The organism is Micromonospora sp. NPDC049891 (assembly GCF_040660295.1).
Lineage (GTDB): Bacteria > Actinomycetota > Actinomycetes > Mycobacteriales > Micromonosporaceae > Micromonospora.
Window position 1 is genome coordinate 19,040 of record NZ_JBFAML010000026.1, and the last position, 26,180, is coordinate 45,219.

Here is a 26,180-nt window from a genome sequence, read left to right on the forward strand (position 1 = left end):
AGGCCTACGGCGCGACGAAAACCTCTTGATCGACGCGCGGGTACCGGGAGGGGCGGCATGATCTTCGAGCGGACGGTAAGGCGGGGGTTGTTCCGGGTCGGGGGTGGGGACGCGGAGGCGGCGCACGAGTTCACCCTGCGGCGGTTGGCCGCGCTGTCCCGGATGCCGGTGGCGCTGGCGGCGGTGCGGGCCCGGTACGCGGTGGCGGCGCCGCGCACGGTGTTCGGGGTGCGGTTTCCGAACCCGGTCGGGCTGGCCGCCGGCATGGACAAGGACGGGGTGGCGCTGCCGGCCTGGCCGGCGCTGGGCTTCGGCTTCGTCGAGGTCGGCACGGTGACGGCGCGCCCGCAGCCGGGAAATCCCCGGCCCCGGCTGTTCCGGCTGGCCGACAGCGAAGCCGTGATCAACAGGATGGGCTTCAACAACGCCGGGGCGCAGGCGCTGGCGGATCGGCTGGCGGCGTTGCCCCGACCGCTCGACGTACCGCTGGGCATCTCGCTGGGCAAGTCGAAGGTGACGGCGCTGGAGGACGCGGTGGAGGATTACCGCGAGTCGTACCGTGCGCTGCGCGACCACGGCGACTACTTCGCGGTCAACGTCTCCTCGCCGAACACCCCGGGGCTGCGCGCGTTGCAGGACCGTGGGCACCTGGACGCGTTGTTGGCGGCGTTGGTGGGGGAGAAGCCCGTCCTGGTGAAGATCGCCCCCGATCTCACCGAGCCGGCCATCGCCGAGTTGCTGGAGGTGTGCCTGGCTCGGGGTGCCGCCGGAGTGATCGCCACGAACACGACCCTCGGCCGGGACGGCTTGGCTCCGGCCGACCGGGGGCGCTCCGGCGAGGCCGGCGGACTGTCCGGTCGCCCCCTGGCCGACCGGGCGCGGCAGGTGGTCGCCTTCGTCCACACCGAGACGGGCGGACGACTGCCGGTCATCGGCGTCGGCGGGATCGTCGACCCCGACGACGCCACCCGGATGTTCGACGCCGGTGCGAGCCTGGTGCAGCTCTACACCGGCTTCATCTACCGCGGCCCGGCCCTGCCCCGCGCCGTCGCCCGTGCGGCTGCCGGTGCCGCGCGTCCGACTACGACCGGAGCCTGACGAACACCATCTACTCACCACCGCCTTTGCTCTGCTTCACCGGACGCACGGGTTCCGCGCCGAAACCGTTGCGTGGGGTGAAGCAGAGCAAAGGGGGCAGAAGGAGGACCGGTGACCCCGGAGGAGGTTCTCGCGGCCGACGCGGCGCATGTGTGGCATCCCTACTCGGTGCTGCCGCCGGTGGTGGCGCCGTATGTGGTGGAGAGTGCGGCGGGGGTGCGGCTGCGGTTGGCCGACGGGCGTGAGCTGGTCGACGGGATGTCCTCGTGGTGGGCGGCGATCCACGGCTACCGGCATCCGGTGCTGGACGCGGCGGTGACCGACCAGCTGGGACGGATGAGCCACGTCATGTTCGGCGGACTCACCCACGCTCCGGCCGTGGAGCTGGCCCGCACCCTTGTCGAGATGACGCCCGACGGGCTGGAGCACGTGTTCCTGGCCGACTCCGGTTCGGTGAGTGTCGAGGTCGCGGTGAAGATGTGCCTGCAGTACCAGCGGGCCACCGGCCGGCCGCAGCGACACCGGTTGGGCACCTGGCGGGGCGGCTACCACGGCGACACGTTCCATCCGATGAGCGTCTGCGACCCCGAGGGCGGCATGCACCACCTCTGGGGTGACGTGCTGCCGCGACAGGTCTTCGCCCCGGCGCCGCCCGGCGGCGTCGACAGCCCGCCGGACCCGGCGTACGAGGCGGCGCTTGTCGACGCGGTCGAACGGCACGCCCACGAGCTGGCGGCGGTGATCGTGGAGCCGGTGGTGCAGGGTGCCGGCGGGATGCGTTTCCACAACCCGCACTATCTGCGGGTGCTGCGCGAGGTGACCCGCGCGCACGGTGTGCTGCTGATCTTCGACGAGATCGCGACCGGATTCGGCCGTACCGGGGCACTGTTCGCCGCCGAGCACGCCGGGGTGACCCCGGACGTGCTCTGTGTCGGCAAGGCACTCACCGGTGGCTACCTCACCCTGGCCGCGGCCCTCTGCACGCCGGAGGTCGCGCGGGGCATCCGGGCCGGCGGTGTGCTCGCGCACGGTCCGACGTTCATGGGCAACCCGCTGGCCTGTGCGGTCGCCAACGCGTCGCTGGGCCTGCTGCGGTCCGGGGACTGGGCGGGGGAGGTGGCGCGGCTTCAGCGGGGTCTGCGTTCCGGGCTGGAGCCGCTGCGCGGTGCGCCGGGTGTGGCGGACGTACGGGTGCTCGGCGGGATCGGTGTGGTCCAGCTGGACCACGAGGTGGATCTCGGTGCGGCCACGGCCGCCGCGGTGGCGCAGGGGGTGTGGCTGCGTCCGTTCCGGGATCTGGTCTACACGATGCCGCCGTACGTCACCACGGACGCCGACCTGGCGGTCGTGGTGTCGGGTGTCGCGGCAGCGGTCGCGGCGGGCTGAGTAGGCGAGTTTCGACGCTCGGCTTTATTTGAGTAGGCCTGATCGGCGGGCGTCGCGAATTGGAGTAACCCGCTGTCGCCCCTGTTCGAGCCTGGTGAGTAGGCGGCGGACGGTGAGAACCGGACCGGCGGAGGACGAGAGGAAGGCACTGGCGTTATGGAGAGCTTCGGCGCCCGGCTGCACCGGGCCATGGACGAGCGTGGTCCGCTCTGTGTGGGGATCGACCCGCATCCGGAGTTGCTGGCCCGATGGGGCCTTGACGACGACGTGAGCGGTCTCGACCGCTTCGCCCGGACCGTCGTGGACGCCCTCGGTGACCGGGTTGCGGTGGTCAAGCCCCAGTCGGCGTTCTTCGAGCGATTCGGGTCTCAAGGGATGGCGGTCCTTGAGTCAACTATCCGACAGTTACGAAATCTCGGCTCGCTCGTTCTGCTCGACGTCAAGCGCGGCGACATCGGTTCGACGGTCCGCGCGTACGCGTCGGCCTACCTTGATCCATCCAGTCCCATGTATGTCGATGCGGTGACCGCGAGCCCCTTCCTGGGCGTCGGCTCACTGGCTCCGATGTTCGAGCTGGCTGCCGAGCACGGCGGTGGCGTGTTCGTCCTGGCGCTCACCTCCAACCCCGAGGGCGCCTCGGTGCAGCGCGCTCGCGGTGCCGACGGACGCACCGTCGCGCAGACGGTTCTCGACGAGATTTCCCAGCTCAACGCGGGTGCGGAGCCGCTCGGGAGTATCGGCGCCGTGATCGGTGCGACGGTCGGTGAGACCGGCTGCGACCTGTCGACGGTGAACGGCCCGCTGCTCGCGCCGGGGCTCGGGGCGCAGGGTGCGAAGGCGGCGGATCTGCGGGTCGTCTTCGGTTCCGCGTTGCCCGCCGTGCTGCCCGCGTACTCCCGTGAGGTGCTCGGCGCCGGGCCCGATCCGGCGGCGTTGCGGGCCGCCGCGGACCGGGCTGTGGCCGAGTGCCGGGCGGTTCTGGCGATGTCGTGACTGACTGACGGCTCGGTCACTTTGTGGTGATCATTGCGTGCCCACGTTGCCGAAAGCTCCGTTGACCGCTAGTTTTCCCCGCGCTGGGAACCCCTTGGTTCACAGCGACACCACGTTTCACAGATGCGGCGGCGCGTCCCGCCCGTCGCGATAGGGACCTGAGGAGAACTGGTGCCGCTCCCGTCACTGACCCCCGAGCAGCGCGCAGCCGCGCTGGAGAAGGCTGCGGAGATCCGCAAAGCCCGTGCCGAGCTGAAGGAGCAGCTCAAGCAGGGCAAGACCACCCTCGGAGCCGTTCTTGAGCGGGCCGAGTCCGACGATGTCGTCGGCAAGCTCAAGGTGTCGGCCGTGCTGCAGGCCATGCCGGGCATCGGCAAGATCCGGGCTACTCAGATCATGGAGAAGCTCAAGATCGCCGACAGCCGTCGCCTGCGTGGCCTCGGCGAGCAGCAGCGCAAGGCCCTGCTTGGGGAGTTCGCCGCCAACTGAGCACGACTGCGTGTAGAAACAAGCAGTGAGCTTGGATGACGAGGCGCGCCCGGCGGCTCGGCTCACTGTCCTGGCTGGCCCATCCGGCGCCGGCAGGGAGAGTGTCGTCGAGCTGGTCCGGGCGCGTTCTCCGTCAGTGTGGACGCCTGTCGTGGTCACCACCCGGCCCCGCCGGGGCAGCGAACTGGACGGCGTCCACCGGCACTTCGTCACGCCGGAGGAGTTCGACAGTCGGCTCGCCGCCGGCGAACTGCTGGAGTGGAGCCGGCTCGGCGCTCACCGGCGCGGCACGGAGATCACCCCGCTGCGCCACCGGCTCGCCGCCGGGCAGCCGGTGCTGCTCGCGTTGGACCTCGACGGTGCGCTGCTGGTCCGGGCCCTGTGGCCGCGAGCGCGACTGGTCCTGCTCCATCCGCCCGGTCGACTGCCGGGTCCGCCCGTCGTGGCCGCCTTCGACCTCAGCGTGTCGCACGACCGCATCGAGCGGGTGGTGGAGGAACTGGTAGGATTCATCGGTTCTTCCTTCCTGGCTCCGGCCCGGCCGCGTCCGCGCGGTTGAGCGCCGGCGCCGCGCTCAGGCGCGGTCCGTGCGAAAGACGCAGAGGTTCATCCGTGGGATCCATCGCCAACCCCGAAGGCATCACCAACCCGCCGATCGACGAGCTCCTGGAGAAGACGACGTCGAAGTACGCGCTGGTCATCTTCGCGGCCAAGCGCGCCCGCCAGGTCAACGCCTACTACAGCCAGCTCGGTGAGGGCTTGCTGGAGTACGTCGGCCCGCTTGTCGAGACCACTCCCCAGGAGAAGCCGCTCTCCATCGCGATGCGCGAGATCAACGCGGGCCTGCTCACCGCTGAGCCGACCGACCAGCCGTAACCCCCGTGCGTCGATGAGCGCCCGGATCATCCTCGGCGTCGGCGGCGGGATCGCCGCCTACAAGGCGTGCGAGTTGCTGCGCCTGTTCACCGAGTCGGGCCACCAGGTCCGGGTGGTGCCGACCGCAGCCGCGTTGCGTTTCGTCGGCGCACCGACCTGGGCGGCACTGTCCGGGCAACCCGTCGCCGAGGATGTCTGGTCCGACGTGCACGAGGTGCCGCACGTGCGACTCGGCCAGCAGGCCGACCTGGTGGTGGTCGCGCCCACCACCGCCGACCTGCTGGCCCGCGCCGCCCACGGCCTCGCCGATGATCTACTCAGCAACACCCTGCTCACCGCTCGCTGTCCGGTGCTGCTGGCGCCGGCCATGCACACCGAGATGTGGGAGCACCCGGCCACCGTCGCCAACGTCGCGACGCTGCGGGCCCGAGGGGTCCGGGTGGTCGAGCCCGCCGTGGGGCGCCTCACCGGCGTCGACACCGGCAAGGGCCGACTGCCGGAGCCGGCGGAGATCTTCGCCGTGGCCCGTCGCATCCTGGCCCGTGGCGTCGACGCGCCGGCCGACCTGACCGGCCGCCGGGTGGTGGTCACCGCCGGTGGCACCCGGGAACCGTTGGACCCGGTGCGCTTCCTGGGCAACCGGTCCTCCGGCAAGCAGGGTTACGCGTTCGCCCGTGCCGCCCTCGCCCGTGGTGCCCGGGTCACGCTGATCTCGGCGAACGTCACGCTGCCCGACCCGGCCGGCGCGGACCTGGTCCGCGTGGGCACCACCGGGGAGCTGCGTGAGGCCACGCTGAAGGCGGCGGTGGACGCCGACGCGGTGGTGATGGCGGCAGCTCCGGCTGATTTCCGACCGGCGACGTACGCGCCTGGCAAAATCAAGAAATCGGACGACGGCACGGCGCCCACGATCGAACTCGTGACCAACCCGGACATCGCCGCCGAGCTGGGTCAGCGTCGTCGACCGGAGCAGGTGCTGGTGGTGTTCGCCGCAGAGACCGGCGACGCCGAGGCCAACGGACGGGCCAAGCTGGCCCGTAAACGGGCCGACCTCATCGTCATCAACGAGGTCGGGCCGGACAAGGTCTTCGGCGCCGAGACCAACGCGGCCACGGTCATCAGCGTGGACGGCTCGGTCACCCGGATACCCGAGCGGTCCAAGGAGGATCTCGCCGACGGGGTGTGGGACCTGGTGGTCGCCCGATTGGCCGGTGACTCCTCCTGACGGCTGGACCCAAGACGACCGTCGACGGTGCCGTAGACGGTTGGTGACTACACTGCCGCGGAACGACGTCCAAGAACTTAGGAGTACCGTGACACGCCGCCTCTTCACGTCCGAATCGGTCACGGAAGGCCACCCGGACAAGATCGCCGATCAGATCAGCGACGGCATCCTCGATGCCCTGTTGACGCAGGATCCGCACAGCCGGGTGGCTGTGGAGACCCTGATCACCACCGGCCAGGTGCACGTTGCCGGCGAGGTGACGACCAAGGCGTACGCCGACATCCCGACGATCGTTCGGGAGACGATCCTGGGTATCGGGTACGACTCGTCGAAGAAGGGGTTCGACGGGGCGTCGTGCGGGGTGAGCGTCTCCATCGGGTCGCAGTCGCCGGACATCGCACAGGGCGTGGACAACGCCTTCGAGCTGCGTACCGGGGCGTCGGAGAGCGCGTTGGACGCGCAGGGCGCCGGCGACCAGGGCATGATGTTCGGGTTCGCCTGCTCCGAGACGCCCGAGTTGATGCCGCTGCCGATCGCGCTCGCGCACCGGCTGGCCCGCCGGCTCTCCGCGGTGCGCAAGGACGGCACGGTGCCCTACCTGCGCCCGGACGGCAAGACCCAGGTCACCATCGAGTACGACGGGCTGCGGCCGGTACGCCTGAACACGGTGGTGGTGTCCAGCCAGCACGCCGCCGACATCTCCCTTGAATCGCTGCTCACCCCGGACGTGCGGGACCACGTCATCGCCCCCGAGCTGGAGAGCCTGGGCCTGGACACCGAGGGTTACCGGCTGCTCGTCAACCCGACCGGCCGGTTCGAGATCGGTGGTCCGATGGGCGACGCGGGCCTGACCGGGCGGAAGATCATCGTGGACACCTACGGTGGCTACGCCCGTCACGGTGGCGGGGCGTTCTCCGGCAAGGACCCGTCGAAGGTCGACCGGTCGGCCGCGTACGCCATGCGGTGGGTTGCCAAGAACGTGGTGGCCGCCGGTCTCGCGGAGCGGTGCGAGGTGCAGGTCGCCTACGCGATCGGCAAGGCGCACCCGGTGAGCCTGTTCATCGAGACCTTCGGTACCGAGACGGTGCCGGTGGCCTCGATCGAGAAGGCGGTCACCGAGATCTTCGACCTGCGTCCGGCCGCGATCATCCGGGATCTGCACCTGCTGCGCCCGATCTACGCGCAGACCGCCGCCTACGGCCACTTCGGCCGGGAGCTGCCCGACCTGACCTGGGAGTCCACCGACCGTGCCGCCGACCTCAAGTCGGCCGCGGGAGCCTGACAACCACCCGGCGTGACGACCGGCGGCCCGCTGACGGGTCGCCGGTCGCTCGTGTCTGCGTCGATGTGCCGCTGGCCCACCTGGACCGGCCCTTCGACTACCTGGTCCCGCAGGCGCTCTCCGCCGACGCCGTCCCCGGCGTCCGGGTGAAGGTGCGCTTCGCCGGCCAACTTGTCGACGGTTGGCTGCTGGAACGGGCCGAACGCTCCGAGCATCCCCGGCTCGCCTACCTGGACAAGGTGGTCTCCCCGGTGCCGGTGCTCGCCCCGGAGGTGGCCCGGCTGGCCCGGGTCGTCGCCGACCGGTACGCCGGCAGCCTGGCCGACGTGCTGCGGCTGGCGGTGCCACCCCGGCATGCCCGGGTGGAAAAGGAGATCATCACCAACGCCCCGCCCGCCGAGGCCGCATCGGCCGACCCGGGAACACCGGCGGATCCGCCGGCACCGTCGGACCCGGCTGCATCGGCCGACTTCGCGGGTGAACCGGCGGGTCAGGGCGTGCCAGCGATTCAGGGCGGGCCGGCGGGATCGACTGAGCCTGGGGCAGCGGCTGTGCCGCGCGTGGCCGCCGTGCCCGGCGTGGCCGCTGTGCCTGGCGTGGCGGCTGTGCCTGGCGTGGCCGCCGTGCCTGGGGTGGCGGCCGACCCGGGGGTGCGGGTGCCGGAGCCCGAAGGTTGGCGCGACTACCCGGCCGGGCCGGCGCTGCTGCGGGCACTGTCCGACGGACGTTCCCCCCGGGCGGTCTGGTCGGCACTGCCGGGGGAGGACTGGGCGGCCCGCTACGCCACCGCCGTCGCCGCCACGGTGGCCGGCGGCCGGGGGGCGCTGGTGGTGGTCGCCGACGGGCGGGACCTGGACCGGCTCGACGCCGCGCTGACCGCGCGGCTGGGCGCGGGCCGGCACATCTGCCTGTCGGCCGCCCTCGGCCCGGCGCGGCGCTACCGCGCCTTCCTGGCGGCCCGCCGCGGTGCCGCCCCGGTGGTGATCGGCACCCGGGCCGCCATGTTCGCCCCGGTCGACCGACTGGGGCTGGTGGCCATCTGGGACGACGGTGACGACCTGCACGCCGAGCCGCGAGCGCCCTACCCGCACGCCCGTGAGGTGCTGCTCACCCGAGCCCAGTTGGCGGAGGCGGGCGCACTTGTCGGCGGCTACGCCCGTACCGCCGAGGCGCAGTTGCTCGTGGAGACCGGCTGGGCCCGCGAGGTGATCGCCGACCGGGCGGTGCTGCGGGCTCGTACCCCCGCGATCGTGCCGACCGGCGACGACCCACAGCTGGCCCGTGATCCCGGCGCGGCGACCGCCCGGCTGCCGAGCCTGGCCTGGACGGCCGCCCGGGAGGCGCTGCGCGCCGAGCTGCCGGTCCTGGTCCAGGTACCCAGGCGCGGCTACCTACCCTCGGTGGCCTGCGCCGAGTGCCGTACCCCGGCCCGCTGTCCGCACTGCGCCGGCCCGCTCGCGTTGCCGTCGGCAGGTGGGTCGCCGGCCTGCCGCTGGTGCGCCCGGATCGCCGCCGTGTACGCCTGTCCGCAGTGTGGCGGGCGGCGACTGCGGGCCTCGGTCACCGGTGCCCGCCGGACCGCCGAGGAACTGGGTCGGGCCTTTCCGGGGGTGCCGGTGCGGACCTCCGGGCGGGAGGAGGTGCTTACCGACGTCCCCGGCGGCGCGGGCCTGGTGATCGCGACCCCGGGCGCCGAGCCGGCGGCGACCGGCGGCTACGGCGCGGTGCTGCTGCTGGACACCTGGGCGCTGCTCACCCGGGCCGACCTGCGGGCCGGGGAGGAAGCGCTGCGCCGGTGGACGGCCGCCGCGGCACTGGCCCGGCCAGCCGCCGACGGGGGTCGGGTGGTGGTGGTCGCCGACGGGGCGCTCGCACCGGTGCAGGCGCTGCTGCGCTGGGACGCCGGCTGGTTCGCGGCCCGGGAACTGGCCGAGCGGCGGGAGCTGGGCTTCCCGCCGGCGATGCGGATGGCCAGCGTGACCGGACTGCCGGACGCGGTCGCCGACCTGTTGGCGCACGCGCGCCTGCCCGACGGGGCTGAACTGCTCGGGCCGGTGCCGGCCGACGGCGAGCGGGAGCGGATGCTGGTGCGGGTACCGAGGGCCCGCGCCGCCGCCATGGCCGATGCGCTGCACGCGGCAGCCGGGGTCCGCAGCGCCCGCAAGGCGAACGACCCGGTACGCCTCCAGGTCGACCCGCTCGCGTTGTTCTGACCGGATCGGTGACGGTGCGTGCCGACCGATGTCCCAATCGGTGCGATATGTTACCCGATCATGACGCTGCGTGTCGGCGCGCCCGCTCGGGGTCGCGTAGTCGGGTCAGGCCCGTGGGAGGTGGTAGCATCGCCCGTCATGCCGGTGCGTACGGCGACTCCAGGTCGAGCTGGAGGTGTCCGAGGGCGGCGCGACGACGGCGGAACCGCGTCGGCCCGGCGCGGAAATCGATGATCTCAACCAGCCGGCGATCAGGGGTGGACCAGTCGTGACCGTTCGTCAGTCGATCGTCTTCAACGGTGACCTCGGCAGCGGCAAGAGCACCGTCTCCGTCGAGATCGCCAAGCGGCTCGGCCTGCGCCGGGTCAGCGTCGGTGACCTCTACCGGCAGATGGCCCAGGAGCGGCAGATGACCGCTCTCCAGCTGAACCTGCACGCGGAGCTGGACCAGGCCGTCGACGGCTATGTCGACCAGCTTCAGCGTGACATCGCCGCATCCGGTGAGAGCCTGGTCATGGACTCCCGGCTGGCCTGGCACTTCTTCACCGACGCGCTGAAGGTGCATATGATCACCGAGCCGGGTGAGGCCGCCCGGCGCGTCCTGCTGCGTCCCTCCGGGCCGGCCGAGAGCTACACCTCCCTGGACGAGGCGAAGGCCAAGCTCAGGGAACGCAGCGAGAGCGAGCGCGGTCGGTTCCTGGTCCGCTACGGCGTGGACAAGGCCAGGCTGCGCAACTACGACCTGATCTGCGACACCACCCGGGCACCCGCCGACGAGGTGATCGAGCGCATCGTCGACGCGTACGAGGGACGGCTCGCCCCCGAGGTGCTGCGCGGCGCGCCGCCGCTGCTGCTGCTCGACCCCGGCCGCGTCTACCCGACCGAGGACATCGCCGGCCTGCGTGGCCTGTGGGACTCGACCTTCACCAGCGAGGTCGCCGCCGCCGGTGAGGCCGGCCTGGAGCCACTGGAGATCGGGTACACCGGCGAGTACTTCTTCGTGGTCAACGGGCACCGCCGGCTCAGCGCCGCGCTGCGCAACGGCTTCCGGCTGGTGCCGGGCCGGCTGGTCGCCGAGGTTGAGGAACCGGTGGTCGGTGGGGTGAGCGCGATGGACTACTTCGTCGCGCAGACCCGTCCCAGCCTGATCCACGACTGGGAGGCGGCCCACGACATCCACCTGCCGCTGCCCGAGCACGCCCTGCTCGCCGGCGACGCGGTGCTGGCCGGGGAGAGCCCCGCCGGCTGAGCCGTCCGCCGCGCCGGGTGCCGCCCGCGATGGCACCGCCCGGGCATGATGGAGCCTCCGGGACACCGAGGAGGCCAGATGGACGCCGCCGAGGCGCTCGCGTCGCTCATGTCGCCCGAAGGGCGGGTCGACCCCTATCCGGCGTACGAGCGGCTCCGTGCCCACGGACCGGTCGTGCCGGCCGGTCCGGGCCTGTACGCGGTCACCGGCCACGCCGAGGCCGACGAACTGCTCCGGGACGCCCGGATCCGGGTGCTCGACGACCATCTGCGCGACGGCATCCTGCCCACCTGGCGGGAGAGCCCGGCCGTGTCCTCGATCGCCCGGTCCATGCTGCGGACCAACCCGCCCGACCACAGCCGGATGCGCCGGCTCGCCGCCGGAGCCTTCACCCCACGTCGGATCGGCGCCATGCGCGAGGTGGTCACGGCGCAGACCGACGAGCTGATCGACGCGCTGGCGGCGACCGGCCGGGGCGGCGCTCCGGTGGACTTCATGGCCGAGTTCGCCTACCCGTTGCCGGTCGGGGTGATCTGCGAACTGCTCGGCGTACCCGCCGCCGACCGTCCGCTGTTCCGGCGTTGGACAGCCGACCTGACCGGGGTGCTGGAGCCCGAGATCACCCCGGCGGAGCTGGCCGTGGCCGACGCCGGCGCCGCCGAGCTGCGCGACTACTTCACCGAACTGGTGGCCGCCCGTCGGCGGCGGCCCGCCGACGACCTGACCACCGCGCTGGTGCAGGCGCACGACGCCGGTGACCGGCTCTCCGGCGAGGAACTGCTGGCGAACCTGGTGATCCTGCTCGTCGCGGGCTTCGAGACCACCACCAACCTGCTCGGCAACGGACTGGCGGTCCTGCTGGCGCACCCCCCGGCCGCCGACGCGCTGCGGCGGCACCCGCAGCACGCCCCGGCGTACGTGGACGAACTGCTCCGCTTCGACTCACCGGTGCAGTTGACCACCCGTACCAGCGCGGAAGCCGTTCGGCTCGACGGGGTCGAGGTGCCCGCCGGCAGCTGGATCCTGCTGCTGCTCGGTGCGGCCAACCGCGACCCCCGGCGGTACCCGCAGCCGGAGCGGTTCGACCCGTGGCGGGCGCAGCTGAACCCGCTCTCCTTCGGCGCCGGGCCGCACTACTGCCTGGGCGCGGGGCTGGCCCGGCTGGAGGCGCAGGTCGCCTTCCCGGCGCTGCTGCGCCGGCTGCCCGGGCTGGCACCGGCCGGGCAGCCCCGGCGGCGGACCCGGTTGACCCTGCGCGGGTACGACCACCTGCCGGTCACCGTGGGTGAACCGCTGCCGCGCGGGAAGGGTGGTGCGCCGGCCGGCACGGCCACCGGCAGTCCGTAGACTGGTACGGCACTCCCGTCCCGCCGTGAAGGAGCCAACCCGCGTGACCGTTCAGCCCATCCGTCTGTTCGGGGATCCGGTGCTGCGCACGCCGGCCGATCCGGTGGTCGACTTCGACGTCGAGCTGCGAAAGCTCATCGAGGACCTGACCGACACCATGCGTGAGCAGGGCGGTGCCGGTCTCGCCGCGCCGCAACTGGGTGTGGGCCTGCGGGTGTTCACCTTCGACGTCGACGACGTGCTCGGTCACCTGGTGAACCCGGTGCTGGAGTTTCCCGACGAGGAGGAGCAGGACGGCCCGGAGGGGTGCCTGTCCATCCCCGGGCTGTACTTCGACACCAAGCGCCGGCAGAACGTCATCGCCAAGGGCTTCAACGGCTACGGCGACCCGATGCAGATCGTCGGCACCGGGTTGATGGCACGCTGCGTGCAGCACGAGACCGACCACCTCGACGGGGTGCTCTTCCTCGACCGGCTGGACCCGGCCGGCCGCAAGGAGGCGATGAAGGCGATCCGGCAGGCCGAGTGGTACGACGCCGCCGCCCCGCCCACCGTCAAGCTGAGCCCGCACGCCGCCGGCAGCCCCTTCGGTCTGGGTCGGTGACCGGATGCGTGTGATCTTCGCCGGTACGCCGGCTGTCGCCGTTCCGGCCCTGGCCGCCGTGGCCGCCTCCCGGCACGACGTGGTCGCCGTGGTCACCCGACCGGACGCGCCCGCCGGACGCGGCCGGGGCCTGGTCCGCTCCCCGGTCGGCGCCTGGGCCGACGAGCGGGGGATCGAGGTGCTGACCCCGGCGCGTCCGCGCGAGCCGGAGTTCCTGGACCGGCTGCGCGAGCTGGCCCCCGACTGCGTGCCGGTGGTCGCCTACGGCGCGCTGGTGCCGCCGGTGGCACTGGAGATCCCCCGGCACGGCTGGGTGAACCTGCACTTCTCGCTGCTGCCGGCGTGGCGGGGTGCCGCGCCCGTGCAGCACGCCGTGCTGCACGGCGACGAGCTGACCGGCGCCACCGTCTTCCAACTGGAGGAGGGGCTGGACACCGGTCCGGTCTACGGCACCCTCACCGACGAGATCCGGCCCGCGGACACCTCCGGTGACCTGCTGGAGCGGCTGGCGCACAGCGGTGCCGACCTGCTGGTGGCGGTGCTTGACGCGCTGGAGGACGGCACCGCCCGGGCCGAGCCGCAGCCCGCCGACGGCGTCTCGCTGGCCCCGAAGTTGACTGTCGAGGACGCCCGGGTGCGCTGGAGCGACCCCGCTTTCGCGGTGGACCGGCGCATCCGTGCCTGCACCCCGGCCCCTGGCCCGTGGACGACCTTCCGGGACGAGCGGGTGAAGCTCGGCCCGGTCACCCCGGCACCGGACGCGCCCGACCTCAAGCCCGGTGAGCTGCTCGTGGAAAAGGCGCGGGTGCTGGCCGGCACGGCGACCGTGCCGGTTCGTCTCGGCGAGGTACGCGCGGCCGGAAAGCGGGCCATGCCGGCTACCGACTGGGCGCGCGGCGCCCGGGTCGGTGCCGGGGAGGTGTTCGCGTGAGGGAGACCGCCGCCCGTGGCGGTGCGGAGCGTCGCGGGTCCCGTCCCGGGCGACCGGTCGTCGACCGGGCACGCTACGCGGCGTACGAGGCGGTCGCGGCGGTGCACCGCGACGACGCGTACGCCAACCTGGTGCTGCCGGCGATCCTGACCGACGCGGGACTGACCGGCCGGGACGCCGCCTTCGCCACCGAACTCACCTACGGCACCCTGCGCCATCTGGGCACCCTCGACGCGATCCTGACCGACGCGGCCGGGCGGGACGTGCAGCGGATCGACCCGCCGGTGCGCGACGCGCTGCGCATCGGCGCGTACCAGCTGCTGCACACCCGGGTGCCGGCGCACGCGGCGGTATCCTCCACCGTCGACCTGGTCAGGGCGGTCGGCCAGGGGGCCACCGGGTTCGCCAACGCGGTGCTGCGCGAGGTCGCCAGCCGCGATGCCGACGAGTGGGTGTCCCGGCTGGCGCCGTCGATCGAGTCGGACCCGATCGGTCACCTCTCGGTGGCCCACAGTCATCCACAGTGGATCGTGCGCGCGTTCAACGAGGCGCTCGGTGGTGACCTCAGCGAGACCACCCGCCTGCTGATCGAGGACAATGAGCGGCCTCCGGTGCACCTGTGCGCCCGGCCCGGCCTGGCCGACCCGGTCGACCTCGCCGACGAGGTGGGCGGCGCGCCCGGCGCCTTCTCGCCGTACGCGGTCTATCTGTCCGGCGGCGCGCCCGGCGAGTTGGCGGCGGTGGCGGATGGCCGAGCCCACGTCCAGGACGAGGGCTCCCAACTGGTGGCGAACGCGCTCGCGCTGGCACCTGTGGACGGTCCGGACGGCCGCTGGCTCGACCTGTGCGCCGGGCCGGGCGGCAAGTCGGGCCTGCTCGGGGCCCTCGCCGCGCAGCGGGACGCGCGGCTGACCGCCGTGGAGGTCGCCGAACACCGGGCGCGGCTGGTCGAGAACTCGACCCGGGGGCTGCCGGTGACCGTGCTGAACACCGACGGCCGGCTGGTGGGCACCGAGGCGAAGCTGCCGGAGGAACACTTCGACCGGGTGCTTGTCGACGCGCCGTGTACCGGACTCGGTTCGCTGCGCCGCCGGCCGGAGTCGCGCTGGCGGCGCCAGCCGTCCGACCTGTCGGCCCTGACCCGGTTGCAGCGCGAGCTGCTCGCCGCCGGGCTGCGGGCGGCCCGCCCGGGTGGGGTGGTCGCCTACGTGACCTGCTCACCGCACACGGTGGAGACCCACGTGACGGTGACCGAGGCGGCCCGCCGCAGTGGGGTGCCTGTCGACTTCGTCGACGCGCGTACGGTGCTGCCGGCCGGGATGCCGGGGTTGGGCGACGGGCCGACCGTGCAGTTGTGGCCGCACCGGCACGGCACCGACGCGATGTTCCTCGCGGTCCTGCGTCGAGGCTGACTCCGATCAGTCGAGAAGCTCGGCCGCTCTGGTCATCGGTCCACCAACGTCACCGGTGTTGAGCGTGCCTGCCGGTTCGAACAACAGGATCGCGGTCTCCTCGTCCGCCACCGGACAGTGCTCGACTCCACGGGGGACCACGAACAACTCGCCGGGTTCCAGCACCACATCACCATCCCTGAGTTGGATGGTGAGCCGTCCGCTGATGACCAGGAACAATTCATCGGTGTCCTCGTGGGTGTGCCAGACGAATTCCCCTTTCAGCTTGGCCAGCTTGACCTCGTAATCGTTGAGCACGGCCACTGTCTTCTGCGACCACAGCTCGTTGAACTGCGACAACTTCTCGGCGAGGTTGACCGGAAGAACAGACTTGGACATACGGCATTCTTCCTCGACTCCGAGCGATCGGGAACGGCTCGTGGGCTCCCGAACCGGCGTCACGAGCCTGCCACACCCGGACTCCGCCGGTCTTGTACGTTCCTGGGCCTCCGCATCGGCTTGTCGTCCCGGTTCACCGCGAGCAGGCGCAGCGTCGCCGGCAGGCGGCAGGTGTTCGTCGCCCGGGCCGCCGGGCGGTCCTGACCTCGAACCGCACGCGAGCGCCCGTTTCCGTGCGGGGGTGGGCGCTTTGTCGCGAGCGGAGGAACGCATCGCACCCGTCACCGTCGGCCCGCCTCGGGCCGATGATTCGGGTCCCCACGTCGAAATCTTGGACGGTTCCGTTATTCGCTAACGGTGGCTGGCGTCGGGCCGGGTCAGGTGATCGGCAGCGCCCGGGTGCCGGCACCCTTTACCGACCGGGTGAGGGTGCGGTCGCTGATCCAGAGGAAGCACTGAACCGACCGGTTGCCGCTGCGCCACTCGCCTTCCGAGGGGTGGTAGAAGATCGTACCGACCCGGAACTGGAGATTGCCGTCGTCCGGCACCTTGGCGTAGCGGGCGACCGCACTGCGGCAACCACTGTGGGCCCGCTCGGGCTTCGCCAGGAACGCCGACCAACTGCTCTCCGGCGCCCGCCAGAGGCCCACGAACTCCGCCCGGTGCCGCGCGGTGCACTTGACGGCGACCATCTCGGTCACCTCGTCGCCCTCGGTCCGGGCGTTGAAGCAGCCGTGCCGCAGCGGGGACGAGCCGTCCAGCGCACCGGCCAGGCTGGCGGTGCGCCGTACCGGGACCGGGGTGTCGAGTCCGCGCAGCTCGTGGACGTCGCAGCGGAACCAGCGGGCGCCGCCGGTCCACGCCTGCGGCGAGGGCAGGACGACCGTGAGCCCGATCCGGGCACCGCGCCAGTCGCCACCCAACGTCGTACGCGCCTCCCGGTCGCACTCGCTGAACGCGGTGCGCATCCCCTTGCTGCCGACTGCCGGCGGGCGGGCCCCGGTCGAGTCGGTCAGGGCGCCGACGTGCAGGGTCTCGGCCCGGTGCGGCTGCGCGCAGTCCACAGGTGCGTACGCGCTGAGGTAGCCGACCTCCTGCGGCTGCCCGTGGCAGGTACCGGAGCCGGGCGTGAACACCGCCGGGGCCCCCATCGACGCCCAGTCGTCGACCAGATCACCGTCGGTGCCGGCCGGTCTGGTGCAGCCGGTCGCCGCCAGCGCCACCACGGCGCCAAGCGCGACTCCGGTCAGCCATCGCCGCATCCCCGTCGACCTCCCGCTCCCGCCGTCGAAGCGGCAGCATACGGCACCGGGCTCCGGGACTGTCCGGGACGTTTCCGCACCGTGCTCAGGTGACGGGGAGTCCCTGTGGGCCCACGCCGCGCATCGAGCCGGTCAGCTTGCGGTCGTCGCTCCACAGGATGCACCGCACTCCCCGGTCGCCCTCCTCCCACTCCCGCTGCGACGGCGGGTAGAAGATGGAACCGGCGCGATAGGGCAGGTCGGCGTTGTTGGGCACGTCGGCGAAGGCGGCGATCAGCTCCATGCAGCGCTTGTGGGCCTGGCTGGCGGACCCGACGAACTGCTCCCAGCTCATGTCCTGCTCGATGTAGACCCCGACGAACTCGGCGCCGTGTGGCTCGGTGCAGAGCACCGGGGCCATGTAGTTCAGGCTGTCGCCGATCAGCTTCGGGTCGAAGCAGCGATGGACCAGCGGCGAGTCGCCGATCAGTGCTCCGCGCAGGCTACCGGTGCGGTTGACCGGCCGGGTGTTGTCGATGCTGTCGGTCTCGCTGAGGTCGCAGCGGAACCAGCGGGCACCGCCGTTCCACGCCGGCACCGACGGCAGCGAGATGTTGAGGGTCAACCGGGCGGTGTGCCAGTCGCCGCCGAGCACCAACCGGGCCCGCTGGTCGCACTCGGCCCGGGCGGTACGCAGCGCCGCCGCTCCCGGCTCCGGGCGCTTGCCCTCGGCGGCGGCGTCGGTGAACGTGCCGACGTGGACCGTCTCGGCGAGGTGGCTGCGGGCGCAGTCCACGGTCTCGTAGGTGCTCGCCTGGACGACGGCGGTGATCCGGGGCAGGCAGGCGTCGGTGGCCGGCACGAACATGGTCGGGGCCCGCAGTGTCTGCCAGTCGTCGGTGAGATCGCCGTCGGTTCCGCCCGGCCGTACACAGCCGCTGAGCATCAGCGCAGCCACACTGGCCAGCGCCAGTGCCGCGAGCCACCGTCGCATCGTCCGCCCTTTCCGGGAGCTGCCGCCCGGCTGCCGGCTCCCGCGCCCACCGGCCTGCACGATACCGTCACCGTCCCCGATGGAGTGTTGCCGCGAATCGGTCGTCTGGCCAGTCGAAGCTGAGCTTCATTCCGTTTCACCGGTCCGAAGGGGGTCATTCTGCACCATTGGTCACCTCCGGGTCACGGGGTGTCCCGGTTGCTGGCACGATGCCGTGACTGCTGACCGCGTTCGTACACTTGCCCTGTGACCGTACCGCCGCCGATCGTCGCGCCCAGCATCCTCGCCGCCGATTTCTCCCGTCTCGCCGAGGAGGTCCGCGCCGTCGAGGACGCCGCGGACTGGTTGCACGTCGACGTGATGGACAACCACTTCGTGCCGAACCTGACCATCGGGCTGCCCGTGGTGCAGAGCCTGCGGGCCGCCACCAAGCTGCCCTTCGACGTACACCTGATGATCACCGACCCGCACCGGTGGGCTCCCGGCTACGCCGACGCGGGGGCGTACAACGTCACCTTCCACGCCGAGGCCTGCGACGACCCGGTGGCGCTGGCCAGGGACCTGCGGGCGGCCGGTGCCCGGGCGGGACTGGCGATCGACCGGGACACCCCGATCGAGCCGTACCTCGACCTGCTGCCGAGCTTCGACACGCTGCTGGTCATGACCATCAAGGCCGGGTTCGGCGGGCAGCGGTTCCTTCCGCAGCTGTTGGACAAGGTCCGCACCGCGCGTCGTCACGTCGACGCCGGCCACCTGGAGCTACGCATCGAGGTCGACGGCGGGATCGCCGCCGACACCATCGAGCAGGCGGCCGCGGCGGGCGCCGACGCCTTCGTGGCCGGCACCGCCGTCTACGGCGCCGACGACCCGGCCGAGGCGGTACGCCGGCTGCGCGGGCTGGCCGAGCGCGCGGCGGCCGGGGCCTGAGGTGGAAACCTCCGACGACCGCAAGGACGTGATCCTCGTCGTCGACGACGACGAGGACATCGCCCGGTTCGTCGAGTTCAACCTGCGGTTGCAGGGCTTCGAGGTGATCCTCGCCGCGGACGGCCAGGAGGCGCTGGAGCTGATCGAGCGGGAGCGGCCCGACCTGGCCGTGGTCGACCTGATGATGCCGCGGGTGGACGGGCTGGAACTGACCCGGCGGCTGCGCGCCGACCCGATGACCGCGGCCCTGCCGGTGATCATGCTGACGGCCAAGGGGATGACCCAGGACAAGGTCAACGGGCTGAACGCCGGTGCCGACGACTACCTGGTCAAACCCTTCGACAACGCCGAGCTGGTCGCCCGGGTCAGCTCCACGCTGCGGCGCAACAAGGAGTTCCGGGAGGTCTCCCCGCTGACCGGCCTGCCGGGCAACAGCCGGATCCGCCGGGAGATCGCCGACCGGGTCCGTGGCGGTGCCGACTACGCGGTCGGCTACATCGACATCGACCGGTTCAAGAGCGTCAACGACAGGTACGGCTTCGTCCGGGGTGACGGCTTCATCTCCGCGCTGGCCCGCAGCCTGCACCGGGCGGTGGTCGCGGTGGCCCTGCCGCCGGCCTTCCTCGGCCACGTCGGCGGTGACGACTTCGTCTTCGTGTGCACGCCCGAGCAGGTGCGGCCGCTCACCCTGCGGGTGTCGTCGGACTTCGAGAAGGCCGCGGACGCCCTCTACGATCCCACCGACCGGGAACGCGGCTACGTGGAGTTGAAGGACCGGCGGGGCAACATCCGCCGGGCCGCGCTTGTCACCCTCTCCATCGGCGTCGCGATCTCCGACACCGACAAGCGCATCACGAACCCGCTGGAGGCGATGACCATCGCCTCCGAGATGAAGACCGTGGCGAAGAGCCAACCCGGCTCGTACGTGGCGGTGGATCGCCGTCGCGGCGTCGCCGACCCCGGTCACCGTCATGTGAAGTAGCTCGCCCGGGTGGCCCGGCGTCGCGCCGGACGTGTAAGACTTTGCTCAGTACCCACCACGCGCTGGCGGGACTCGGTGTAATTCCGAACCGGCGGTGATCCACGGTCCGACCGTGGTAAGCCCGCGACCCGGGAGCGGTTCGTCCGCCCGGTGGACCTGGTGAGAATCCGGGGCCGACGGTTGGGTGCGGCTCGTCCGCGCCCAGACAGTCCGGATGGGAGACAGCGCGCGGGACGGAAGGGGGCCGTGTGGCTCGCCGGGCTCCGGCGTGCGCGCGTCCCGGCCGGGGCGGCTGTGCCGTACCCGGATTCCGCTGCCTGCCCGTGGCCACCCGGCCCAGCTCCCAGCCCGCGCGTACGAGCGAGAGGGCGACGGCAGGCGATGGCGAGCGTCTCCGTGGACGAGGCGATGCGTCGTGCGATCGAACTCGCGGCGCGCGGGCTCGGCACCACCAGTCCCAATCCCGTCGTCGGCTGCGTGCTGCTCGACGTCGACGGCGAGGTGGTCGGCGAGGGCTTCCACGCGTACGCCGGGGGGCCGCACGCCGAGATCGTCGCGCTGGCCCAGGCCGGCCAGCGGGCCAAGGGCGGCACTGCGGTGGTCACCCTGGAACCCTGTGACCACGTCGGCCGCACCAGCCCCTGTAGCACCGCGCTGGTCCAGGCGGGGGTGGCCCGGGTCGTCATCGCGGTGCCGGACCCCAACCCGGTCGCCACCGGCGGCGCCGCCACGTTGCGGGCCGCCGGCGTCCGCGTCGACCTGGGGGTACGCGGCGCCGAGGCGGAGAGCGGCAACGTGGCCTGGCTGACCGCCATGCGCCGAGGCTGGCCGTACGTGATCTGGAAGTACGCGGCGACCCTGGACGGCCGCTCCGCGGCGGCCGACGGCACCAGCATGTGGATCACGTCCGAGGCCGCCCGGATGGACGTGCACGCGCTGCGCGCCACAGTCGACGCGGTCGTCGTCGGCGTCGGCACGGTGCTCGCCGACGACCCCCGGCTCACCGTGCGCAACCTGCGCGACGGCAGCCTGGCCATCCGGCAGCCACTGCGCGTGGTGGTCGACTCGGCCGGGCGTACCCCGGACGACGCCCGGGTCCGCGACGGCGCCGCCCGTACCTGGGTGGCCACCGCGGCCGAGGTGGGCGCCGGCCCGGACGGCGGCGTCGACCTGCCGGCGCTGCTCGCCGCCCTGCACACCCGTGGGGTACGGGCGGTGCTGCTGGAGGGTGGTCCCCGGCTCGCCGGGGCGTTCCTCGCCGCCGGCCTGGTCGACCGGGTGGTCGGTTACCTCGCGCCCCGGCTGCTCGGGGCCGGGCCCGCCGCGCTCGTGGACGCGGGTGTGACCACCATCGCCGAGGCCATCGACCTGGAACTCACCGACGTTACGCAGGTCGGTCCCGACCTGCGGATCACCGCGCTGCCCCGGAAGAGGGAGGGCTAGGTATGTTCACCGGCATCGTCGAGGAACTGGGCGAGGTCGTCGGGGTCACCCCGACGGCGGAGGACTCGACAGTGGTAGCGGTCCGTGGCCCACTTGTCACCTCCGACGCACGACACGGCGACTCGATCGCGGTCAACGGCGTCTGTCTGACCGTCGTCGACGTCGACGGCGGGGTGTTCACCGCCGACGTGATGGGCGAGACGCTGCGCCGCTCGGCGCTGGGCGCGCTGCGTACCGGCGACCGGGTCAACCTGGAGCGCGCCGCCGCGCTGGGCAGCCGCCTCGGCGGTCACCTGGTGCAGGGGCACGTCGACGGCGTGGGGGAGGTGCTCTCCCGCGAGCCGGCGCAGCGGTGGGAGACGGTCCGGTTCCGGTTGCCCGCCGCGCTGTCCCGGTACGTGGTGGAGAAGGGCTCGATCACCGTCGACGGGGTCTCGCTGACCGTGGCCGAGGTCGGCGCCGACTGGTTCGCCGTCGGCCTGATCCCCACCACCCTGTCGGCCACCACGCTCGGTACCCGTTCCGTGGGTGACCCGGTGAACCTGGAGATGGACGTGCTGGCCAAGTACGTCGAGCGGCTGCTGGGTGGTCGCACCGTCGACGGGGCGGAGGTGCCGGCATGACCTTCGCCGACATCGAGCAGGCGCTGGCCGAGATCGCCGCCGGCCGCCCGGTCGTGGTGGTGGACGACGCCGACCGGGAGAACGAGGGTGACCTGATCTTCGCGGCCGAGCTGGCCACCCCGGAACTGCTGGCCTTCACGGTGCGGCACACCTCGGGCTTCATCTGCGTACCGCTCACCGAGAGCGAGTGCGATCGGCTCGACCTGCCGCCCATGCACCACACCAACCAGGACCGGCGGCAGACCGCCTACACGGTGACAGTCGACGCCCGGGAGGGGGTGACCACCGGCATCTCGGCGGCCGACCGGGCGCACACCATCCGGTTGCTCGCCGACCCGGCCACCGGCCCGACGGACCTGGCCCGCCCGGGGCACGTGGTGCCGCTGCGGGCCCGGCCGGGCGGGGTGCTGCGCCGTCCCGGGCACACCGAGGCGGCTGTCGACCTGACCCGGCTGGCCGGTCTGCGCCCGGCCGGCGTGCTCTGCGAACTGGTCAACGACGACGGCACCATGATGCGGCTGCCGGACCTGGAGAAGTTCTGCGCCGAGCACTCGCTGACCCTGGTCACCATCGCGGATCTGATCGCGTACCGGCGGCGCACCGAGAAGCAGGTCGAGCAGGTCGCCGACGCCCGGATGCCGACCGAGCACGGGGTGTTCCGAGCGCTGGGCTACCGCAGCGAGTACGACTCGGCCGAGCACGTGGCGTTGGTGATGGGTGAGATCGGCGACGGCCGGGACGTGCTGGTACGGGTGCACTCGGAGTGCCTGACCGGCGACGTCTTCTCGTCGGTGCGCTGCGACTGCGGGCCGCAGCTCAACGCCGCCCTCGACCGGGTGGCCCGGGAAGGGCGGGGCGTGGTCCTCTACGTGCGTGGCCACGAGGGGCGCGGCATCGGGCTGCTGCACAAGCTCCAGGCGTACCAGTTGCAGGACCAGGGCCGCGACACGGTGGACGCGAACCTCGACCTCGGCCTGCCGGCCGACGCGCGTGACTACGGCACCGGCGCGCAGATCCTCTACGACCTCGGGGTCCGCTCGATGCGGCTGTTGACGAACAACCCGGCCAAGCGGGCGGGGCTGGAGGGCTACGGCCTGACCGTCACCGGCCGGGAGGGGCTGCCGGTGCGCCCGCACCCGGAGAACGTGCGTTACCTGCGGACCAAGCGGGACCGGATGGGGCACCTGCTCGACCAGCTTGACGAGGTGGCCGAGGCGCCGATGGGGCGTCCAGTGCCCGGCAGAGAGATCGGAGCGTAGGAGAGATGGCGGGTTTCGGGGAGCCGGGTTCGGCTCCGGTCGACGCGGCCGGGATGACGGTCGGTGTGGTCGCCGCGCGCTGGCACGGTGACCTGACCGACCACATGCTCGACCGGGCGGTGGCCGCCGCGCAGGCGTGCGGTGCGCGGGCGGTGGTGGCCCGGGTGGCCGGCTCGGTGGAGCTGCCGGTGGTGGCGCAGGCCCTGGCTCGGCGCTGTGACGTGGTGGTCGCCCTCGGCGTGGTGGTACGCGGCGCCACCGCCCACTTCGACTACGTCTGCCGCTCGGTCACCGACGGCCTGACCCGCGTCGCCCTGGACGAGGGCAAGCCGGTCGCCCACGGCGTGCTCACCGTGGACACCATCGAGCAGGCGCGCGACCGCGCCGGCCTGCCCGACTCCGCCGAGGACAAGGGCTGGTCCTCCACAGTCGCCGCCCTCGACGCCGCCCTGGCCATCCGCCAAGCCGCCACCACCACCCACCCCGTCGGCTTCACCACCTAACCCCCACCCACCCCACCCCCACCTCAGTCCTGGCTGATCAAGAAGTTTGCGTCGGGATCCGCCCTCTGGGCGACGAAAACTTCTTGATCAACAGGTGTTGGCGGGGTGGGTGGGGGTGGGGTGGTGTGAGTGGGGGTGGGGTGGGGTGGGTTAGAGGCGGCCGGCTTGGATGATGCGGGAGAGGAACTGGCGGGTGCGGGGGTGAGTCGGGTCGGCTAGGACCTGTTCGGGTGGGCCGGACTCGATGACCCGGCCGGCGTCCAGGTAGCAGATCTGGTCGGCCACGTCGCGGGCGAAACCCATCTCGTGGGTGGCCAGGACCATTGTCATCCCCTCCGCCTTCAGGTCGCGGATCATGGTCAGCACCTCGCCGACCAGCTCCGGGTCCAGCGCGGAGGTGACCTCGTCGAGCAGCAGCAGCCGTGGCGAGTTGGCCAGCGCCCGGACGATCGCCACCCGTTGCTGCTGGCCGCCGGAGAGGCGGTCCGGGTAGGCGTCGGCCTTCGCCGCCAGCCCCACCCGCTCCAGCAGCTCCCGGGCGCGGGCCTCGGCCTCGGCCCGGGCCCGCCGGTGCACCCGACGCGGAGCGAGGGTGATGTTGTCCAGCACGCTCAGATGCGGGAAGAGGTTGTACGACTGGAAAACCATCCCGATGCGGCGGCGTACCCGATCCGGGTCGACGCCCGGGGCGGAGATCTCCTCACCGTCCAGCTCGATGGTGCCGTCGTGCAGCTCTTCCAGCAGGTTGACGCAGCGCAGCAGGGTCGACTTGCCGGATCCCGACGCCCCGATCAGCGCCACCACCTGATGCTCGGCCACGGTCAGGTCGAGCCCGTCGAGGACGGCCTGGCCGGCGAACTCCTTGCGCAGCCCCCGGCACCGCAGCACCTCCGGGGCCGACGTCACGTCCATGGTCAACCTCCGGACTGGCGGCGGGCGGCCCGCAGCGTCACCTGGTCGGTGACGGCGATCAGCGGGATAGCGAGCAGGACGAAGAGCACCCCGGCCACGATGTACGGCGTGTAGTTGAAGGTCTGCGCGCTGGCCAGCTGCGCGGCGCGTACCGCGTCGATCGGGCCGGCCAGCGAGATCAGCCCGACGTCCTTCTGCAACGCCACCACGTCGTTGAGCAGCGGTGGCGCCACCCGACGCACGGCCTGGGGGAGCACCACGTGGCGCATGGCCTGCCGATAGCTGAGCCCCAACGACCGGGCCGCGGCGAGCTGGCTCGGATGCACCGACTCGATGCCGGCGCGGAACACCTCGGCCAGGTAGCCACCGTAGGTGAGGATCAGCGCCAGCCCGCCCAGGACCAGCACCGACGGCGTGCCCTCCACCCGCAGCCCGGGCACGCCGAAGGCGAACAGGTAGAGCACGATGATCAGTGGCAGACCACGGAAGGTGTACGTGTAACCGGCCGCGAGGGCGCGGACCGGAAAGAAGACCGGCCCGCGCAGGGTCCGCAGCACCGCGATCAGCAGCCCCAGCAGCAGCGCCCCGATCGCGCAGCAGACCAGCAGCCGGACGTTGAGCCAGAGCCCGGTCAGCACCCGGGGCAGCGCGTCCCGGGCGATCTGCGGGTCGAGGAAGGTCTGGCGTACCCGCTCCCAGCCGGGTGCCCCGGTCACCGTGACCGCCAGCAGCGTGCCGATCGCCGCCGTGGAGGCGGCGGCGACCAGCACGCTGAGCACGGTCTGCCGACGGCGGTACGCGTTCCTCGCCCGCTGGGCGGCCGAGGGCTGGTGCAGGGCTGCGCTCACGTGAGTTCGGGCGCTCCCGCGTCCTGGGCGAGCCACTTCTCCTCCAGCTGCCTGAGGACGCCGTCGCTGGCGAGCCGGCCGACCGCCGCGCTGACGCAGCCGGTGAGCGGCGAGTCCTTGTCCAGCAGCAGCCCGAACGCCTCCGGGCTGCCGACCTGGGGCAGCTGCCCGACGATCACCGCGTCGTCGATCTCCGCGCCGGTGATGTAGAACGCGGTGGGCAGGTCCACCACCAGGCCGTCGATCTGCCCGTTCTGCAGGGCCTTCTTCGCGTCGTCGTTGCTGTTGTAGACCCGCGGCTCGGACTTCGGCCGCACCACGTCGGTGATGGCCTGGTAGCTGGTCGTGCCGACCTGGGCGCCGAGCCGGGCGTCACGCAGCTCGGCGAGCGCGGTCCGGCCGGCGATCTTGGAGGATTTCAGCGCGATGACCGTCTGCCGTACGAGGTAGTACGGCGCGGAGAAGTCGACAGCCTGCTTGCGCTCGTCGGTGATCGAGAACTGGTTGATGTCGAAGTCGAAGTTCTTCGGCCCGGGTGCGATGGCGGCGTCGAACCGGACCCGTGTCCAGGTGACGTCGTCGCGGGCGTAGCCGAGCTGCTCCGCCACCGCGTAGGCCACGGCGGACTCGAAGCCCTGGCCGTTGTCCGGTTTGTCGTCGACGAACCACGGCTGGTAGGCCGGCTCGTCGGTGGCGATGGTGAGCTTGCCCGCAGTTTCGGTGGGCAGGCTGTCCTTGGTGCAGGCCATCGACACGGTAGGCATGGGTGCGGGCTGCACCTGCGGCGTGCAGGCGCTGGCCGCGAGCAGAACGGCCGCTGCGGTGGCGAACGCGAGGGTACGCGGGGTGGTGACCATGGCGGACAGCGTACGACCAACATAGGCGGAGATCGAAGGGTTGTCCCACTGTTCCGGTAGGGAATATCGGTCCCGTCCACCGGTCACCACCGACCCGGTGCTGGTGGC

General features: G+C 72.2%; 26 protein-coding genes. 20 read left to right on the forward strand and 6 right to left on the reverse strand.

Translation table 11 applies throughout. The features are described from left to right. Positions 1–57: 57 nt before the first annotated feature. The 14 genes from AB0I71_RS25805 to AB0I71_RS25870 all read left to right on the forward strand — a co-directional run bounded on the left by AB0I71_RS25805 (position 58) and on the right by AB0I71_RS25870 (position 15,105). The gene (locus AB0I71_RS25805; RefSeq protein ID WP_357588776.1) at positions 58–1,098 is read left to right on the forward strand and encodes a quinone-dependent dihydroorotate dehydrogenase; all 1,041 of its coding nucleotides are present in this window, start codon (positions 58–60) and stop codon (positions 1,096–1,098) included. Positions 1,099–1,209: 111 nt separating this feature from the next. Then, positions 1,210–2,484, forward strand: coding sequence for an adenosylmethionine--8-amino-7-oxononanoate transaminase (locus AB0I71_RS25810; protein ID WP_357588778.1), 1,275 nt, complete (start codon positions 1,210–1,212; stop codon positions 2,482–2,484). 156 nt (positions 2,485–2,640) lie between these two features. Next, positions 2,641–3,477 carry an orotidine-5'-phosphate decarboxylase gene (gene pyrF, locus AB0I71_RS25815; RefSeq protein ID WP_357588780.1) on the forward strand — a complete coding sequence of 279 codons (837 nt, stop codon included), beginning with the start codon at positions 2,641–2,643 and terminating at the stop codon, positions 3,475–3,477. Positions 3,478–3,648: 171 nt separating this feature from the next. Next, a complete protein-coding gene (mihF, locus tag AB0I71_RS25820) occupies positions 3,649–3,966 on the forward strand; it encodes an integration host factor, actinobacterial type (protein WP_007458370.1) in 318 nt (105 codons plus the stop codon). 25 nt (positions 3,967–3,991) lie between these two features. Continuing rightward, positions 3,992–4,525 carry a guanylate kinase gene (locus AB0I71_RS25825; protein WP_357588782.1) on the forward strand — a complete coding sequence of 178 codons (534 nt, stop codon included), beginning with the start codon at positions 3,992–3,994 and terminating at the stop codon, positions 4,523–4,525. Between the two features lie 53 nt (positions 4,526–4,578). Then, the gene (gene rpoZ / locus AB0I71_RS25830; RefSeq protein WP_007075826.1) at positions 4,579–4,842 is read left to right on the forward strand and encodes a DNA-directed RNA polymerase subunit omega; all 264 of its coding nucleotides are present in this window, start codon (positions 4,579–4,581) and stop codon (positions 4,840–4,842) included. 13 nt (positions 4,843–4,855) lie between these two features. Next, the gene (gene coaBC, locus AB0I71_RS25835) at positions 4,856–6,067 is read left to right on the forward strand and encodes a bifunctional phosphopantothenoylcysteine decarboxylase/phosphopantothenate--cysteine ligase CoaBC (RefSeq protein WP_357588784.1); all 1,212 of its coding nucleotides are present in this window, start codon (positions 4,856–4,858) and stop codon (positions 6,065–6,067) included. 88 nt (positions 6,068–6,155) lie between these two features. Beyond that, on the forward strand, positions 6,156–7,349 hold the full coding sequence (metK, locus tag AB0I71_RS25840) for a methionine adenosyltransferase (RefSeq protein ID WP_099846489.1): 1,194 nt from the start codon (positions 6,156–6,158) through the stop codon (positions 7,347–7,349). Between the two features lie 65 nt (positions 7,350–7,414). Next, on the forward strand, positions 7,415–9,562 hold the full coding sequence (locus AB0I71_RS25845; RefSeq protein WP_357588787.1) for a primosomal protein N': 2,148 nt from the start codon (positions 7,415–7,417) through the stop codon (positions 9,560–9,562). 268 nt (positions 9,563–9,830) lie between these two features. Next, on the forward strand, positions 9,831–10,811 hold the full coding sequence (locus tag AB0I71_RS25850) for an AAA family ATPase (protein ID WP_357588789.1): 981 nt from the start codon (positions 9,831–9,833) through the stop codon (positions 10,809–10,811). 78 nt (positions 10,812–10,889) lie between these two features. Beyond that, positions 10,890–12,158: a cytochrome P450 gene (locus AB0I71_RS25855; RefSeq protein WP_357588791.1), complete on the forward strand. Its 1,269-nt coding sequence runs from the start codon at positions 10,890–10,892 to the stop codon at positions 12,156–12,158. Positions 12,159–12,201: 43 nt separating this feature from the next. Continuing rightward, entirely contained in the window at positions 12,202–12,762 is a 561-nt protein-coding gene (gene def, locus AB0I71_RS25860) for a peptide deformylase (RefSeq protein ID WP_357588793.1), read from the forward strand. Positions 12,763–12,766: 4 nt separating this feature from the next. Beyond that, a complete protein-coding gene (fmt, locus tag AB0I71_RS25865; protein WP_357588796.1) occupies positions 12,767–13,693 on the forward strand; it encodes a methionyl-tRNA formyltransferase in 927 nt (308 codons plus the stop codon). Next, positions 13,690–15,105, forward strand: a complete 1,416-nt coding sequence (locus AB0I71_RS25870) for a transcription antitermination factor NusB (RefSeq protein WP_357588798.1) — start codon at positions 13,690–13,692, stop codon at positions 15,103–15,105. The genes fmt and AB0I71_RS25870 overlap by 4 nt, the downstream gene beginning before the upstream one ends. Before the next feature lie 6 nt (positions 15,106–15,111). Here AB0I71_RS25870 and AB0I71_RS25875 read toward each other — a convergent pair whose 3' ends face one another. The 3 genes from AB0I71_RS25875 to AB0I71_RS25885 form a co-directional block, all read right to left on the reverse strand. Next, a complete protein-coding gene (locus AB0I71_RS25875; protein WP_357588800.1) occupies positions 15,112–15,483 on the reverse strand; it encodes a cupin domain-containing protein in 372 nt (123 codons plus the stop codon). 377 nt (positions 15,484–15,860) lie between these two features. Further along, positions 15,861–16,745 carry a septum formation family protein gene (locus AB0I71_RS25880; protein ID WP_357588802.1) on the reverse strand — a complete coding sequence of 295 codons (885 nt, stop codon included), beginning with the start codon at positions 16,743–16,745 and terminating at the stop codon, positions 15,861–15,863. Between the two features lie 85 nt (positions 16,746–16,830). Next, complete coding sequence (locus AB0I71_RS25885; protein ID WP_357588804.1) at positions 16,831–17,718, reverse strand: septum formation family protein; 888 nt, start codon at positions 17,716–17,718, stop codon at positions 16,831–16,833. 246 nt (positions 17,719–17,964) lie between these two features. Here AB0I71_RS25885 and rpe point away from each other — a divergent pair, with 246 nt between their 5' ends. The 6 genes from rpe to ribH all read left to right on the forward strand — a co-directional run bounded on the left by rpe (position 17,965) and on the right by ribH (position 23,455). Beyond that, complete coding sequence (rpe, locus tag AB0I71_RS25890; protein WP_357588806.1) at positions 17,965–18,645, forward strand: ribulose-phosphate 3-epimerase; 681 nt, start codon at positions 17,965–17,967, stop codon at positions 18,643–18,645. Position 18,646: 1 nt separating this feature from the next. Beyond that, positions 18,647–19,627 carry a response regulator gene (locus tag AB0I71_RS25895; RefSeq protein ID WP_357588808.1) on the forward strand — a complete coding sequence of 327 codons (981 nt, stop codon included), beginning with the start codon at positions 18,647–18,649 and terminating at the stop codon, positions 19,625–19,627. 381 nt (positions 19,628–20,008) lie between these two features. Continuing rightward, positions 20,009–21,070 carry a bifunctional diaminohydroxyphosphoribosylaminopyrimidine deaminase/5-amino-6-(5-phosphoribosylamino)uracil reductase RibD gene (ribD, locus tag AB0I71_RS25900; RefSeq protein WP_357588810.1) on the forward strand — a complete coding sequence of 354 codons (1,062 nt, stop codon included), beginning with the start codon at positions 20,009–20,011 and terminating at the stop codon, positions 21,068–21,070. 2 nt (positions 21,071–21,072) lie between these two features. Beyond that, positions 21,073–21,693: a riboflavin synthase gene (locus AB0I71_RS25905; RefSeq protein WP_357588812.1), complete on the forward strand. Its 621-nt coding sequence runs from the start codon at positions 21,073–21,075 to the stop codon at positions 21,691–21,693. Beyond that, positions 21,690–22,952, forward strand: a complete 1,263-nt coding sequence (locus tag AB0I71_RS25910; protein WP_357588814.1) for a bifunctional 3,4-dihydroxy-2-butanone-4-phosphate synthase/GTP cyclohydrolase II — start codon at positions 21,690–21,692, stop codon at positions 22,950–22,952. Before AB0I71_RS25905 ends, AB0I71_RS25910 begins: the two co-directional genes overlap by 4 nt. 5 nt (positions 22,953–22,957) lie before the next feature. After that, the gene (gene ribH / locus AB0I71_RS25915; RefSeq protein WP_357588816.1) at positions 22,958–23,455 is read left to right on the forward strand and encodes a 6,7-dimethyl-8-ribityllumazine synthase; all 498 of its coding nucleotides are present in this window, start codon (positions 22,958–22,960) and stop codon (positions 23,453–23,455) included. Between the two features lie 150 nt (positions 23,456–23,605). Here the strand turns inward: ribH and AB0I71_RS25920 are convergent, their stop codons facing one another. Genes AB0I71_RS25920 through AB0I71_RS25930 form a run of 3 tightly spaced genes read right to left on the reverse strand, consistent with a single transcriptional unit; the run spans position 23,606 to position 26,072 of the window. Continuing rightward, positions 23,606–24,367: an amino acid ABC transporter ATP-binding protein gene (locus AB0I71_RS25920; protein WP_357588818.1), complete on the reverse strand. Its 762-nt coding sequence runs from the start codon at positions 24,365–24,367 to the stop codon at positions 23,606–23,608. 2 nt (positions 24,368–24,369) lie between these two features. Further along, a complete protein-coding gene (locus AB0I71_RS25925; protein WP_357588820.1) occupies positions 24,370–25,215 on the reverse strand; it encodes an amino acid ABC transporter permease in 846 nt (281 codons plus the stop codon). Next, positions 25,212–26,072, reverse strand: coding sequence for an ABC transporter substrate-binding protein (locus AB0I71_RS25930; protein ID WP_357588823.1), 861 nt, complete (start codon positions 26,070–26,072; stop codon positions 25,212–25,214). Before AB0I71_RS25930 ends, AB0I71_RS25925 begins: the two co-directional genes overlap by 4 nt. Between the last annotated feature and the right edge of the window lie 108 nt (positions 26,073–26,180).

Coding starts and splice junctions, on each gene's coding strand:
- AB0I71_RS25805 (WP_357588776.1), top strand. CDS start 58: ATGATCTTCGAGCGGACGGTAAGGCGGGGGTTGTTCCGGGTCGGGGGT.
- pyrF (WP_357588780.1), top strand. CDS start 2,641: ATGGAGAGCTTCGGCGCCCGGCTGCACCGGGCCATGGACGAGCGTGGT.
- coaBC (WP_357588784.1), top strand. CDS start 4,856: ATGAGCGCCCGGATCATCCTCGGCGTCGGCGGCGGGATCGCCGCCTAC.
- AB0I71_RS25855 (WP_357588791.1), top strand. CDS start 10,890: ATGGACGCCGCCGAGGCGCTCGCGTCGCTCATGTCGCCCGAAGGGCGG.
- fmt (WP_357588796.1), top strand. CDS start 12,767: ATGCGTGTGATCTTCGCCGGTACGCCGGCTGTCGCCGTTCCGGCCCTG.
- AB0I71_RS25875 (WP_357588800.1), bottom strand. CDS start 15,483: ATGTCCAAGTCTGTTCTTCCGGTCAACCTCGCCGAGAAGTTGTCGCAG.
- AB0I71_RS25880 (WP_357588802.1), bottom strand. CDS start 16,745: ATGCGGCGATGGCTGACCGGAGTCGCGCTTGGCGCCGTGGTGGCGCTG.
- AB0I71_RS25885 (WP_357588804.1), bottom strand. CDS start 17,718: ATGCGACGGTGGCTCGCGGCACTGGCGCTGGCCAGTGTGGCTGCGCTG.
- ribD (WP_357588810.1), top strand. CDS start 20,009: ATGGCGAGCGTCTCCGTGGACGAGGCGATGCGTCGTGCGATCGAACTC.
- AB0I71_RS25905 (WP_357588812.1), top strand. CDS start 21,073: ATGTTCACCGGCATCGTCGAGGAACTGGGCGAGGTCGTCGGGGTCACC.
- AB0I71_RS25910 (WP_357588814.1), top strand. CDS start 21,690: ATGACCTTCGCCGACATCGAGCAGGCGCTGGCCGAGATCGCCGCCGGC.
- ribH (WP_357588816.1), top strand. CDS start 22,958: ATGGCGGGTTTCGGGGAGCCGGGTTCGGCTCCGGTCGACGCGGCCGGG.
- AB0I71_RS25920 (WP_357588818.1), bottom strand. CDS start 24,367: ATGGACGTGACGTCGGCCCCGGAGGTGCTGCGGTGCCGGGGGCTGCGC.
- AB0I71_RS25930 (WP_357588823.1), bottom strand. CDS start 26,072: ATGGTCACCACCCCGCGTACCCTCGCGTTCGCCACCGCAGCGGCCGTT.